This window comes from Ensifer sp. Root278 (assembly GCF_001429285.1).
In the GTDB taxonomy this organism is placed as follows: Bacteria; Pseudomonadota; Alphaproteobacteria; order Rhizobiales; family Rhizobiaceae; genus Ensifer.
Genome location: NZ_LMJJ01000001.1, coordinates 5,001 through 18,647, shown reverse-complemented (window position 1 = coordinate 18,647; position 13,647 = coordinate 5,001). Strand labels below are relative to the sequence as shown.

Sequence of the window (13,647 nt, the reverse complement as noted above, 5' to 3'; positions counted from 1 at the left end):
CGCGCCTCCTTTTCGGGCGTGCAGACCGGTCTCCGCAGCAATTTGCGTTTGCTGCATCCGATGCCATTGAAGGGTGATGTCCATGCTCGTCCGTTTGCTCGCATTGGCAGGTTTGGCCGCACTTGCAGCCATGGTGGTTCCGCACTTGGCAACGACCGCCTTGACGCAAGGCGGTAACAAGACGGCTGCCAAGGAAGCTGCAGCCCCGCCGACGACCACGGCAAAGTATGCGGCGGGGCGGAGCGTTGTGCTCGACGCCGATGGCAGGGGCCACTTCTTTGGCACTTTCCGCATCAACGGCCGCAGCGAGCGCGGCCTGGTCGACACCGGCGCCAGCAGCATCGCCATCAACCTTTCGACCGCACGCCGGCTCGGCATTGCACCAAGCACGCTTTCCTTCACGGCTCGCGTCAATACTGCCAATGGTGTCGTCGAAGGGGCTCCGGCGATGCTGAACCGTATCGAGATCGGCGGCATATCGGTACGCGACGTTCAGGCACTGGTGCTGCCGGACAAGGCGCTCTCCGGCACGCTTATCGGCATGACGTTCCTGAACCGGCTGTCGTCCTTCCGCGTCGAGGACGGTGCCCTGCACCTCGTCAGGTGATTTTCGCGAGAATCGGCGAACGCTTCGTCGGCTCCATATCATCGATCGTATAGAGTTCGTGCAGACGCCGACGGGCTACGTCCGCAGCATCCCGATCGGCCGCATGAACAAAGGCAATCAGGTCGCCCTTCTCGATCCGCGTACCGAGCGGCTTCAGCGCATCGAAGCCGACCCGATGATCGATCCTGTCATCCGGATGCGACCGTCCGCCGCCGAGCGCAATGACAGCCATGCCCAGTTCGCGGGTCTCACAGGCTGCAAGATAGCCGGACTGCTTCGCTTCGACCGGCAAGATGACCGGCGCACGCCCGAGATAGGCCACCGAGCGCTCGACGAAATCCGTCGGGCCGCCGAGCGCGTGCACCATTTTTCCGAAGCATTCGAGCGCCGCCCCGCTTGAAAGCGCCTTGCGCGCCAGCGCTTCGCCCTGTTCGGCATCACCAGCGACGCCCCCCGCCACCAACATTTCGGCAGCAAAGGCCAGGACGACCGTTTCGAGCCGAGTGCCCTTCTTCTCGCCCCGGAGGAAGGCCAGGCAATTTTCGATCTCCAACGCGTTGCCGGCGGCATCGGCTAGAGGTTCGTTCATGTCGGTCAGAAGCGCCGAGGTACGAACGCCGGCGCCGTTGGCGACATCGACCAGCGAGCGCGCAAGCACCTCCGCTTCCTTGGCATCGCTCATGAAGGAGCCATTGCCGAGCTTGACGTCGAGCACCAGCGACTGAAGGCCGGCGGCCAGCTTCTTCGACAGGATCGAGGCCGTGATCAGCGGCACGGAATCGACGGTCGCGGTCACGTCGCGGATCGCATAAAGCCGTTTGTCGGCCGGAGCGAGGTTCGCCGTCTGGCCGATGATTGCGCAGCCGATCTCGTCGACTGTCCTGCGGAATAGCGCCGCCGACGGCTGGATATCGTAGCCGGGTATCGATTCGAGCTTGTCGAGCGTGCCGCCCGTATGCCCGAGCCCGCGCCCCGAAATCATCGGCACGGCAAGGCCGCAGGCGGCAACGATCGGCGCCAGCATCAGCGAGACGTTGTCGCCAACGCCGCCGGTAGAATGCTTGTCGGCGATCGGGCGACGGATGGTGCTCCAGTCGAGTGTTTCGCCGGAGTCGCGCATCGCGAGCGTCAGCGCCACGGTCTCGTCGCGACTCATGCCGGAAAACCAGACCGCCATGGCGAAAGCGGCAACCTGCCCTTCGGAGATGGAGCCATCCGACAGGCCGCGGACGAAATCCGCGATCTCGGCTGGAGCGAGGCGTTCGCCGTTGCGCTTGCGCCTGATTGTTTCCTGCGGAAGCATCGTCACCCGCGCACCGCGTCGGCTGCGATCATGTCGGCGAGGATCGCGGCAAGCCGCTTGCCACCAACCGGCGCCATGTCCTTCGTCTCGTGATGGCTGATCTCGCCCCCGGTCATGCCGGCGCCGAAATTGGTGATCACCGAGGCGGCGACGACCCTCAGCCCGAAGAAACGGGCGAGAATGACCTCCGGAACCGTGGACATGCCGACGGCATCGGCGCCAAGGATGCGGGCCATGCGGATCTCGGCCGGCGTCTCGAAACTCGGGCCGGAGAACCACATATAGACGCCGCCAAGAAGCGGAATGCCGAGGCGTTCGGCACTCTCCTGCATTCTTCCGGCGAGCTCGGCATCATAGGCATTGGTCATGCCGACGAAGCGATCGTCGCTTTCCACGCCGATCAACGGATTGAAGCCCGAATAGTTGATGTGATCGGAAATCCGCATCACCGATCCCGGCGGCAGATCCTCCCGCAGCGATCCGGCGGAATTGGTCAGCACCAGGCACTCGATGCCGAGTTCCTTCAGGGTTTCCAGCGGCAGGCGCATCGCGTTGGCGTCGCCCTGTTCGTAATAATGGACTCGGCCGGAAAGCATGACAACAGGAACGCCCGAGAGCGTTCCGGCCACGAGTTCGCCGGCATGGCCGGAGACGCTGCTGACCGGGAACCCCGGTATGTCGGCATAAGAAAGCCGCAGCGTTTCGTCCACGGCATCGACCAGCGAGCCGAGCCCGGAACCAAGCACGATGCCATAGCGCGGCGAAAGGCCGCCGAGCCTGGATTTCAGCAGTTCAGCGGCGGCGGTCATCCGAGGATCTCGGTCTCGAAGCTGTGCGGCAGAAGGTCCGACAGCGCCAGGGTCTTTTTCACCCCGGTCTCGTCGCACAGGAAGATGCGCGTGCTGGCGCCGGAGAATTCCGCCAGCCGCTGCCGGCAGCCGCCGCAGGGCGGGCAGAGCGCCAGCTTCTCGGCAATGACGGCCACTTCCATGATCTTGCGCTGGCCGGCCATGACCATATGGCTGATGGCGGTGGTCTCAGCGCACCACCCTTCAGGAAACGACAGGTTCTCGATGTTGGCGCCGGTATAGATCTTGCCGTCTTCGGCGCGGATCGCCGCGCCGACCGGAAACTTCGAATAGGGCGCATGCGCCTTGGCCATCGCGTCACGCGCGGCCTCGAACAGTTCTTTTTCCATGGTTCTAGCGCTCCTTGACATAGGGGACGCCGCCGGCCTTCGGCGGGATGGCCTTGCCGATAAACCCGGCGAGCAGGATCACGGTCAGAATGTAGGGCAGCGCCTGCATCAACTGCACCGGCACCTGGCCGATCAGCGGCAGCGGATTGCCCTGAAGGCGGATCGCCAGCGCATCGAGGAAACCGAAGAGCAGGCAGGCCAGCATGATGTTGAACGGCCGCCATTTGGCAAAGATCAGCGCCGCCAACGCGATATAGCCCTTGCCAGCGGTCATACCCTTGACGAAGCCGGCGGTCATCGCCAGCGACAGATAGGCACCGGCAAAGCCGCAGAGGATGCCGCAGCAGATAACTGCGCGATAACGCAGCCAGAGAACCGAGATGCCGGCCGTGTCGACCGCGCCCGGGTTTTCGCCGACGGCGCGTAAGCGCAGGCCGAAGCGGGTGCGGTAAAGGATCCACCAGCTGATCGGCACCATCGCGAAGGCGACATAGGTCAGAAGGAAATGGCCGGAAAGCAGGTCCGAATAGATCGGGCCGAGGATCGGAATCTCCCTGACGCTGTCGGCATAGGGGAAGGTGATCGTCTGGAAACGGGAACCTTCCCCGAGCGCCGGCGTGCGGCCGCCCTGGCGGAACCAGGCTTCACCGAGAATGACGGTCGAGCCGGCGACGATGAAGTTGATCGCGACACCGGAGACGATCTGGTTGCCGCGCTGGGTGATCGAGGCGTAGCCGTGCACCAGCGACAGCGCGATCGAGATCAGGATCGCCGCAAGCAGCCCCATCCAGACAGACTGGGTGACCGCAGCGACGGCGCCGGCGGCAAAGGCCGCACCAAGCATCTTGCCTTCAAGGCCGATGTCGAAAACGCCGGCGCGCTCGGTGAAGAGCCCGGCAAGGGCTGCGAAGATCAGCGGAACGGAAACACGGATGGTGGACTCGAGAAGCACCACGATGACGTGGAAGAAATCCATGGCTTCAAGCTCCCTTGGTCTGCGTCACGACGGCTGCGCGGCGGCTCTGCATCGTAAACAGCCGGGTGATTGCCGGCCGGAACATGTTTTCGAGTGCACCGGCGAAGAGAATGACCAGGCCCTGGATGATGACGATCATGTCGCGCGAGATCGACGGCATTTCAAAGGAGATCTCGGCCCCGCCCTGATAGAGCATGCCGAAGAGCACCGCGGCCGGGATGATGCCGGCCGGATGCGAGCGGCCCATCAACGCCACGGCGATGCCGACGAAGCCTGCACCTTGCACGAAGTCGAGCTGCATGCGCGCCTGTTCACCCATGATCGGGTTCAGCGCCATCATGCCCGCGAGACCACCCGAGATCATCATGGTGATAACGGTGATGCGGCTCTCGCTCATGCCCGCGTAGCGTGCCGCCGACGGGCTGTGGCCCATGGTGCGCATTTCGTATCCGAGCTTGGTACGCCAGATCAGCAGCCAGACACAGAAGGCCGCAACGAGCGCCAGCAGGAACGAGACGTTGAACGGCGCCGTACCGACATTCAGTCCGAAGATCGCAAGCAGCCAGTCGAGCTTCGGCAATTGCCCGCCTTCGGCGAAGGTCCGCGTCTGCGGCGCCATGGAGCCGAGCGGCTTCAGGACGCGTGTCAAGAGATAGACCATCAGGCTCGACGCGATGAAATTGAACATGATGGTGGTGATGACGATGTGGCTGCCGCGCTTGGCCTGCAGCCAACCGGGCAGGAAGGCCCAGGCCGCGCCGAAGAAGGCGGACCCAAGGATCGCCAGCGGGAACACCACGAACCAGGGCATCGTCTGATCGAGCCAGAGGCAGGCGAGCGCCACGCCAATGCCGCCAACATAGGCCTGGCCTTCGCCGCCAATGTTGAAGAGGCCGGCATGGAAGGCGACGGCGACGGCAAGACCGGTGAAGATGAAGGTGGTGGCGTAGTAGAGCGTGAAGCCCAAATACTCGCCTCGGCCGAAGGCACCGTTGATCAGATGATAGGCCGCTTCCAGGGGATTTTCGCCGACGAGCAGCACCACGAGGCCGGCAACGAGGAAGGCGACCGCGAGGTTGATCAGCGGGATGAGGCCATATTCGACCCAGCCCGGGAGCTTAGCATAAGGGGTGCTCATTCTGCGGCCTCCTTGCGGCCTTCTACACCGGCCATCAGGAGGCCGAGTTCGCCCTCGGTCGCATCAGGATCGCGCTCGCCGACGACACGGCCGGCGAACATGACCAGAATGCGGTCCGACAGGGCGCGGATTTCATCGAGCTCGACGGAGACCAGAAGGACAGCCTTGCCCTGGTCGCGCATCTCGATGATCCGCTTATGGATGAATTCGATGGCGCCGACATCGACGCCGCGCGTCGGCTGACCGATGATCAGCACATCAGGCCCGCGCTCCATCTCGCGTGCCAGCACGATCTTCTGCTGGTTGCCGCCGGAGAAATTCGCGGTCTTCAAGCGTGGGTTCGGCGGGCGGATGTCGTATTCGCCGATACGCTTCTCGGCGTCCTTGCGAATCGCATCAACGTCGAGGAAGACGCCGTTGAGATAGCGCTTGTCATGGTGATAGCCGAGGATGGCGTTTTCGCATTCTTCGAACTTCAGGACGAGGCCGACATGGTGGCGGTCTTCCGGAACATGGGCGAGACCACGATCACGCAGCTCGGAGGGGTCGGCGCGCCCGGTGACATCGATCGGTTTGCCGTTCAGGAGCACGGAGCCGGAAACGGCGCGGCGGATGCCGGAGATCGCTTCCAGCAGTTCCGACTGGCCGTTGCCGGCAACACCGGCGATGCCGACAATCTCGCCAGCCCGCAGATTGAACGAGACATTGTCGACCATGGTAACCCCACGGCCATCCTTGACGGTCAACCCCTCGACGGCGAGCTTGACCTCGCCGGGCTTGGCTTCGCCTTTCTCCACACGCAAGAGCACGCGGCGCCCGACCATGAGCTCGGCGAGCTCTTCGACCGACGTTTCGGCCGTCGTGCGGGTCGCCACCATCTCGCCGCGGCGCATGACCGAAACCTCGTCGGTGATCGCCATGATCTCGCGCAGCTTGTGGGTGATCAGAATGACGGTCTTGCCCTGGCTCTTCAATTGCTCGAGCACGCGGAAGAGGTGATCGGCCTCGGCCGGCGTCAAGACGCCCGTCGGCTCGTCCAAAATCAGGATATCGGCCCGGCGATAGAGCGCCTTCAGGATCTCGACGCGCTGCTGCAGACCGACCGGCAACTCCTCGATGACGGCGTCCGGATCGACTTCCAACGCGTATTCGCGCTCCAGCCGTTTCAACTCGACGCGCGCCTTGGCAATGCCCTTGTTGAGGATCTGGCTGTCCTCGGCGCCAAGCATGATGTTTTCCAGAACAGTGAAGTTCTCGACCAGCATGAAGTGCTGGTGGACCATGCCGATGCCGGCTGCGATCGCCGCGTTCGGATCACGGATGGCAACGGGTTTGCCGTCGACGAGGATCTCGCCGCTGTCGGCCTGATAGAAGCCGTAGAGGATCGACATCAGGGTCGATTTCCCCGCACCGTTTTCGCCAATGATGCCGTGGATCGTCCCTTTGCGGACCTTCAGATTGATGTTCTTGTTGGCGTGGACCGGGCCGAAACTTTTGTCGATCCCACGCAGTTCGATGGCAATATTGTCCATATTGGCCTTGCGATCCCCAAACTGGCCCGCTTCGGCATTCTTCCCAGAAACCGTGCCGGCGATTTTTTTACCATTTGGTATAAGTTTATCATCGATTTTTCGGGGCGGAAGCCCTCAATCGAGTTCTCCTTATACTCTCACCAGATCGCTGGTGAGAGTCCAGCGTGAATATACACAGGCACCTGGACGCGAAAAACCGGCGACACCATGTGCCGCCGGTCGTCTTTTTGAGGCATTTTAGCTGTTCAGGCGGCTCGCACGGGCCGAAGCAGACGCAGAGCATTCATGGTGACGAGCACGGTGGCGCCGGTGTCGGCCAGGATAGCCGGCCACAGGCCGGTGACCCCAATGATCGTCGTCACCAGGAAGACGGCCTTCAGGCCAAGCGCGATGGTGATGTTCTGGACGATGTTGCGCATCGTCGAACGGGACAGCCGGATCATCGCCGCCACATCGCCCACCCGTCCATGCAGGACCGCCGCATCCGCGGTCTCGAGCGCCACATCCGTGCCGCCGCCCATCGCGATGCCGATATCGGCGGCCGCCAGCGCCGGCGCGTCGTTGATGCCGTCGCCGATCTTGGCAACGTTGAAGCCCTCGTTCTTCAGTTCACGGACGATCCGCTGCTTGTCCTCGGGCAGGAGCTCGGCGCGAACCTCCATGCCGAACTGGCGGCCGATTGCTTCCGCCGTGCGGCGGTTGTCACCGGTCAGCATGACGACGCGCAGACCAGCATCGGTCAGCGCCTTGACGCCGGCGGCCGCATCCGGCCGCGGCTCGTCGCGCATGGCAATGGCACCAGCAATCACGCCACCGGCTACCAGCACCGAAACCGTCTTGCCTTCGTCGTTGAGCGCCGAAACACGCGCCGTCTCAGCCGCCGTTATCGGTGCCCGCTCAGCGGCCGCCTTCGGCGAGCCGAAGAACAATGCGCCACCCTCGACTGACCCTTCGAGCCCCTTGCCGCCGACCGCATTTACGGTCGCGATATTGGGGACGACAAGGCCGTCAGCCGCGCTCCGCTCCAAGATGGCACGGGCAAGCGGATGGCTCGATCCCTGCTCAAGTGCCGCCGCCAGGCGCAGAACCTCGGTCTCCGATCGGCCGAAGCCGACAATGTCGGTCACCCTCGGCTTGCCTTCGGTGAGCGTGCCGGTCTTGTCGAAGGCGGCGGCGGTCACCTTGCCGACATTCTCCAGCACTGCGCCGCCCTTCATCAGCAAACCGCGCCGGGCGCCAGCCGAAAGGCTGGCAGCGATCGCGGCTGGCGTCGATATAACCAGAGCGCAGGGGCAGCCGATCAGGAGGATGGCGAGGCCCTTGTAGATCCATTCATCCCAGGCGCCGCCCCAGAGAAGCGGCGGTAGCAAGCCGACCAGCGCCGCAACCACGACGACACCTGGCGTATAGTACCGCGAGAAACGGTCGATGAAGCGCTCGGTCGGCGCCTTGCTTTCCTGTGCTTCCTCCACCAGGCGGACAATCCGCGCGATGGTGTTGTCCGCAGCAGCGGCCGTCACTCGCACGCGCAGCGCACCGGAACCGTTGACGGTGCCCGCAACGACGGTGTCGTCGACCTCCTTGCGCACCGGCGTGCTCTCGCCGGTCACAGGCGCCTCGTCGACAGCACTCTCGCCAGAAAGCACCACGCCGTCGGCCGGAATGCGGTCGCCGGGACGAACGAGAATGACAGCGCCGACACTGAGCGTCTCGGCGGGAACTTCGTCCAGCCGGCCCTCCCGCTCGACGAAGGCGGTCTTTGGAACGAGTGCTGTCAGCGACTGGATGCTGGCGCGCGCCTTGCCGGCCGCTACGCCCTCCAGCAACTCGCCGATCAGGAAGAGCAGCACCACCATCGCCGCTTCTTCGGTCGCCCCGATGAAGACCGCGCCAACGGCAGCGATCGTCATCAGCATCTCGATCGAAAACGGCGTGCCCATGGTGGCAGCGGCAAGGGCGCGGCGCGCGATCGGCAACAGGCCGACCAGCATGGCCAGCGTGAAGATCCAGGGCTCTGTGGCCGGAACCATCTTGCCGACCGCATAGGCTGATATCAGCGCCAGGCCGCTGGCGATCGTCAGCTTGCCCTTACCCGATTTCCACCACGGGCCGCTCGCCGGGCCATGGTCATGGCCATGAAGGCCCATTGCCGCAGCCGCTGCGTTTTCGCCCTTCTGTCCGGCGTGGCCCTCACGGTGATGATCGTGGTGGTCGTGGTGATGCCCATGATCATGGTCATGGTCATGGCCGGAGCACACATGCGCTGCTTTCCGTTCCAGCGTCTGGCCAGCATTGATCGGATGCAGACGATAACCCAGCTTTCCGACTTTGCTGACGATCGATGTCGCGAGATCATTCTCATCGGCAAATTTTACCGACATCGTGCCTGCCGATACGGAGACCGAAACGTCCTCGACGCCTGACAGCCTGCGTACCGCCGTATCGATCTTGGTCGCGCAGGATGCGCAATCCATGCCTTCGACGCGATAACGGGCTTCTCGAATAGTGCTCGCCATGACCTGCTCCTTGCAATCTTGAAGCAAGGCTACGACCTCTAGCAACTAGAGCTACAAGGCGAAATTGCAGCGCGCATGCAGTATTTTTGGCAGCTATCGCGAAAGGAAGCGGATCACCCAGTCGGCGATGCCTTTATAGGGCGGTTTCACCAGGTCGCTCGGCGCCGGATCGTATTTCCGCAAGATCGGCATTGCCTTGGAGAATGTCAGGAATCCGTCGCGCCCGTGATAGTGTCCCATGCCGCTGGCGCCGACGCCGCCGAAGGGCAGGTCGTTGCAGCCGAACTGGTAGAGCGTGTCGTTGATGCAGACGCCACCGGCGACGACGCGCGAGAGCATGGCTTCGATTTCGGCCTCGCTGCGCGTGAAGCAATAAAGCGCCAGCGGACGGTCATGGCCGAGCACATGGCCGATCGCCGCGTCGATCGAAGCGTAGCTGACAACAGGCAGGATCGGGCCGAAGATCTCCTCGCCCATGACGGCGCTGTCGCGATCCGGATCGAGGATGACTGTCGGCGGGAGAAAGCGTGGGCGTCCGGGCGCGTCCTGTGTCCCATCGAGAAGCGGGACCACCCTGTGGCCGCGCCGATCGGCATCGGCGATCAGCCGTTTCAGACGTTCGTGCTGGCCGGCATTGACGATCTCGGTGTAATCGTCGAAGCGACGCTTTGCCGGATAACGCGTGGCGATTTCCTGCTTCAGCAAGTCCACGAAGGCATCGCGTCTGCTCTCATGTATCAGAACGTAGTCGGGCGCGATGCAGGTCTGTCCGGCATTGAAGAACTTGCCGGTCGTAACACGCCTTGCGGCTTTTGCGAGATCGGCGGTTTCTCCGATGATCGCCGGCGACTTGCCGCCGAGCTCGAGCGTTACTGGCGTCAGGTTTTGCGCGGCTGCCGCCATCACCTTGCGCCCCACGGCGGTGGAACCGGTGAAGAACAGATGATCGAATGGAAGAGCCGAGAAACTGGCGGAAAGCTCGGGGCCGCCAAGCGCGACCGCCACCCGCGACGTGGGAAAGACCTCGGCGAGCAGCGACCGCAGGAACTCTGCCGTTTTCGGCGTATGCTCCGAGGGCTTCAGGTAGACATGGTTGCCAGCAGCAATCGCCGCGACAAGGGGCGCGAGCGCCAGATTGATCGGGTAGTTCCACGGCGAGATGATGCCGACGACGCCAAGCGGCACGAAGCGCACTTCCGCCTTGGCCGGCCAGAGCTTCCATCCGGCCTTCCGCCGCTCCGGACGGACCCACCGCTTGAGCTTCGCCAGCGTGTGGTCGATCTCCGAGAGCACGACGCCGCCTTCGCCGAGCAGCGTTTCATGCCGGGCGCGATGGCCGAAATCCGCATTGATCGCTTCGCACATCTCGTCCTTGCGGGCGCGCAGCCGATCCTTGAGCCGGCTCAGGTCGTCACGTCGTTGCTCGGTCGTTGGACGCTGCTCCAGCCATGCGCCACGCAGCCGGTCGAAGGTGGAGCGAAGCTGCGCGGATGAATTATCGTTTGCTGTCATGGGCTTGCGTCGAACGGGCGAAGAAATACTGGGCGGCATAATAGGTGCCGAGCACCCAGAGTGCGTTGTAGGGGATCTGCCAGCGGAAGCGGCCATAGGCAAGCAGCGTGTCGCTGATCATGAACAGTAGGCCGCCATAGGCGGCAAACCGCGCGGTTGCCTGCGCCGGCGTTCCCAAGAACTGCCTTAGGCGGCAAATGGCCTGGGCGGCCATGGCGCCGAGCGCCAATGCGTAGATGATGACTGGGATGCGCATCTCCGGCGGCAGGGACGTCCAGAGGCCAGCGACGACGGCAAAGGCGACCAGGGCGAAAGCACCGAACAGCCCGGGATGGGCCGCAAATTTGGCATCGCGGGTGAGTGCGAAGATGTAGGCGCAATGGGTCAGCAGGAAGCAGATCAACCCGGCGAGGAAATAATCGCCGGGCAGCATCAGAAACGTGTCGCCGGCCGCGGCAAAAAGCAGGCCGATGGCGACTGCCATGCCGTAGGTGCGTGACGAGGCCGGGCTGTTGCGCAGGACCACGACGAAAAGCAACAAGGTCGCCGTCGGCTTCGTCAGATAGTGCAACCAGCGCCAAGGGGACTCGTCTGAAGCGGCAAGCAGACTGCCGAGGATCGCCAGTCCGGCGCAAACGAGAAAGAGTGCGTAGACCAGTCGGGTTCGCTCGATACCCAAAGTCCCCTGATAGGCCATGCTCGCGAATCCCCCCGCCATTTTCGGAGCCTGGTGCGACTCCCTTTTGATTATGGCGATAGTTTCTATTTTCGAGAGCTTGTCCAGCTGCATCGCGCAGAGCGGGTGCCTGGAGGGGCCGATCAGCAGGATGTGCTTCGCTGTCGTGCACTCTGCCCATACGCTTGCTTCTACTTGCTTAGCCACCCAGCGACGTCAGGTTTCATTGGTCAAAACACAACAATCGCCGCTGGCTAGAAGGGGTTGGTCAAGTGTCTGGCATCGCGTCGCGGTTTGCCGTTTCAGCGCGCTTTATGCTTGCGGGCGTGGTGGTTTCGCGTGGTGACGGTGGTTTTGGTGGTTGAGAAACGCCAAAAAAGCCCGGCGGATTTCTCCGCGCGGGCTTTTGGGATGTTTGGTTGCGGGGGCAGGATTTGGAGTTTTCTGTCCCGCTGCGTCGGCTTTTGCTTGTCTGCGGGCCCCTGACGAGGCGTTAAATCCTCGACCCGTTACCAACAAAAAAGCCCGCTTGAAGCGGGCTATTTTATTGGTTGCGGGGGCAGGATTTGAACCTGCGGCCTTCAGGTTATGAGCCTGACGAGCTACCGGGCTGCTCCACCCCGCGYCATCGCGGTAAATCCCTATGGGATTTATCCGCTCTTTCCGGGTTTTGCCGAAGGCAAAATCCCGTTTAGTCCGGTCCGAGTTTTGCGAAGCAAAATCTCGTTGTTTGTCTGTGCCGAGCAAATCNCATCGCGGTAAATCCCTATGGGATTTATCCGCTCTTTCCGGGTTTTGCCGAAGGCAAAATCCCGTTTAGTCCGGTCCGAGTTTTGCGAAGCAAAATCTCGTTGTTTGTCTGTGCCGAGCAAATCCGGAAGGATTTGTCTCGTGTTATCCGTGTCGATCCTAGCAAAACAAAAGGGCCGCTTGGTGGCGGCCCGTTTTCGGCAGGGCCGAAGTGTGTGTCGAGAAGATTTCGGTTTGTTTCTCTTGCGTTTTGCAGACCTGGCAGCGACCTACTCTCCCGCGTCTTAAGACGAAGTACCATCGGCGCTGGGGCGTTTCACGGCCGTGTTCGGAATGGGAACGGGTGCNGTCATTCCGGCCAAGGCGAGTGCCGCCTTCAACATCCGCTTCAACGACACCTGGACGGGTTTGTTTCTCTTGCGTTTTGCAGACCTGGCAGCGACCTACTCTCCCGCGTCTTAAGACGAAGTACCATCGGCGCTGGGGCGTTTCACGGCCGTGTTCGGAATGGGAACGGGTGCAGCCACCCCGCCAGAACCACCAGGTCGGCAAAGCGCAAGATTTRCGCCTAGCTTGGCGCAAACCGAATGAGAAGCTGGTTGAAGTTTTCACTTCAGTTGTTTTGAACACGTCGCTCATCTCAAGGCGAATGCAAAAGCATTCGTCCGAACGTGATGAGCAYRAGCAATGGGAACGATCAAGCCAATCGAACGATTAGTACTGGTAAGCTTCATGCGTTGCCGCACTTCCACACCCAGCCTATCAACGTGGTCGTCTTCCACGGTTCTCAAGGGAATACTCGTTTTCAGGTTGGTTTCCCGCTTAGATGCCTTCAGCGGTTATCCATTCCATATATAGCTACCCTGCTATGCCCTTGGCAGGACAACAGGTCCACCAGAGATATGTCCATCCCGGTCCTCTCGTACTAGGGACAGATCCTGTCAATATTCCTACACCCACGGCAGATAGGGACCGAACTGTCTCACGACGTTCTGAACCCAGCTCACGTACCGCTTTAATTGGCGAACAGCCAAACCCTTGGGACCTGCTCCAGCCCCAGGATGCGATGAGCCGACATCGAGGTGCCAAACAACCCCGTCGATATGGACTCTTGGGGGTCATCAGCCTGTTATCCCCGGCGTACCTTTTATCCGTTGAGCGATGGCCCTTCCACGCGGGACCACCGGATCACTATGACCGACTTTCGTCTCTGCTCGACTTGTCAGTCTCGCAGTCAGGCGGGCTTATGCCATTGCACTCGACGACCGATTTCCGACCGGTCTGAGCCCACCATCGCGCGCCTCCGTTACTCTTTCGGAGGCGACCGCCCCAGTCAAACTACCCACCATACACTGTCCCGGATCCGGATAACGGACCGCGGTTAGACATCCATGACGATAAGGGTGGTATTTCAAGGATGGCTCCACAAGAACTGGCGT

10 protein-coding genes, 1 tRNA gene and 3 rRNA genes (1 of these 14 cut by a window edge) are annotated in these 13,647 nt (G+C 62.2%); 1 reads left to right on the top strand and 13 read right to left on the bottom strand.

Annotated elements, in window-relative coordinates; translation table 11 throughout:
- Positions 1–82 precede the first annotated feature (82 nt).
- Positions 83–607: a TIGR02281 family clan AA aspartic protease gene (locus tag ASE60_RS00085; RefSeq protein ID WP_057247718.1), complete on the top strand. Its 525-nt coding sequence runs from the start codon at positions 83–85 to the stop codon at positions 605–607.
- On the opposite strand, the gene deoA is transcribed toward ASE60_RS00085, so the two are convergent.
- The 13 genes from deoA to ASE60_RS00020 form a co-directional block, all read right to left on the bottom strand.
- Positions 600–1,916, bottom strand: a complete 1,317-nt coding sequence (gene deoA, locus ASE60_RS00080; protein ID WP_057247717.1) for a thymidine phosphorylase — start codon at positions 1,914–1,916, stop codon at positions 600–602. The two genes, ASE60_RS00085 and deoA, sit on opposite strands and share 8 nt — an antisense overlap.
- Positions 1,913–2,719, bottom strand: a complete 807-nt coding sequence (locus ASE60_RS00075) for a purine-nucleoside phosphorylase (protein WP_057247716.1) — start codon at positions 2,717–2,719, stop codon at positions 1,913–1,915. The genes deoA and ASE60_RS00075 overlap by 4 nt, the downstream gene beginning before the upstream one ends.
- The gene (locus ASE60_RS00070; protein ID WP_034805117.1) at positions 2,716–3,108 is read right to left on the bottom strand and encodes a cytidine deaminase; all 393 of its coding nucleotides are present in this window, start codon (positions 3,106–3,108) and stop codon (positions 2,716–2,718) included. The genes ASE60_RS00075 and ASE60_RS00070 overlap by 4 nt, the downstream gene beginning before the upstream one ends.
- Before the next feature lie 4 nt (positions 3,109–3,112).
- On the bottom strand, positions 3,113–4,084 hold the full coding sequence (locus tag ASE60_RS00065; protein WP_057247715.1) for an ABC transporter permease: 972 nt from the start codon (positions 4,082–4,084) through the stop codon (positions 3,113–3,115).
- A gap of 4 nt (positions 4,085–4,088) precedes the next feature.
- Positions 4,089–5,222: an ABC transporter permease gene (locus ASE60_RS00060; RefSeq protein ID WP_057247714.1), complete on the bottom strand. Its 1,134-nt coding sequence runs from the start codon at positions 5,220–5,222 to the stop codon at positions 4,089–4,091.
- The gene (locus ASE60_RS00055) at positions 5,219–6,754 is read right to left on the bottom strand and encodes an ABC transporter ATP-binding protein (RefSeq protein WP_057247713.1); all 1,536 of its coding nucleotides are present in this window, start codon (positions 6,752–6,754) and stop codon (positions 5,219–5,221) included. Before ASE60_RS00055 ends, ASE60_RS00060 begins: the two co-directional genes overlap by 4 nt.
- Positions 6,755–6,999: 245 nt before the next feature.
- Positions 7,000–9,270 carry a heavy metal translocating P-type ATPase gene (locus tag ASE60_RS00050; protein WP_057247712.1) on the bottom strand — a complete coding sequence of 757 codons (2,271 nt, stop codon included), beginning with the start codon at positions 9,268–9,270 and terminating at the stop codon, positions 7,000–7,002.
- A 93-nt stretch (positions 9,271–9,363) separates the two neighbouring features.
- Positions 9,364–10,782 carry a coniferyl aldehyde dehydrogenase gene (locus tag ASE60_RS00045; protein WP_057247711.1) on the bottom strand — a complete coding sequence of 473 codons (1,419 nt, stop codon included), beginning with the start codon at positions 10,780–10,782 and terminating at the stop codon, positions 9,364–9,366.
- The gene (locus ASE60_RS00040) at positions 10,766–11,479 is read right to left on the bottom strand and encodes a lysoplasmalogenase (protein ID WP_057247710.1); all 714 of its coding nucleotides are present in this window, start codon (positions 11,477–11,479) and stop codon (positions 10,766–10,768) included. Before ASE60_RS00040 ends, ASE60_RS00045 begins: the two co-directional genes overlap by 17 nt.
- A gap of 527 nt (positions 11,480–12,006) precedes the next feature.
- Positions 12,007–12,083 (bottom strand) — tRNA-Met (locus ASE60_RS00035).
- A gap of 381 nt (positions 12,084–12,464) precedes the next feature.
- Positions 12,465–12,586, bottom strand: a 5S ribosomal RNA gene (gene rrf, locus ASE60_RS00030).
- Positions 12,587–12,638: 52 nt separating this feature from the next.
- A 5S ribosomal RNA gene (rrf, locus tag ASE60_RS00025) occupies positions 12,639–12,753 on the bottom strand.
- Between the two features lie 148 nt (positions 12,754–12,901).
- Positions 12,902–13,647 (bottom strand): 23S ribosomal RNA (locus ASE60_RS00020) (it continues 2,051 nt past the right edge of the window).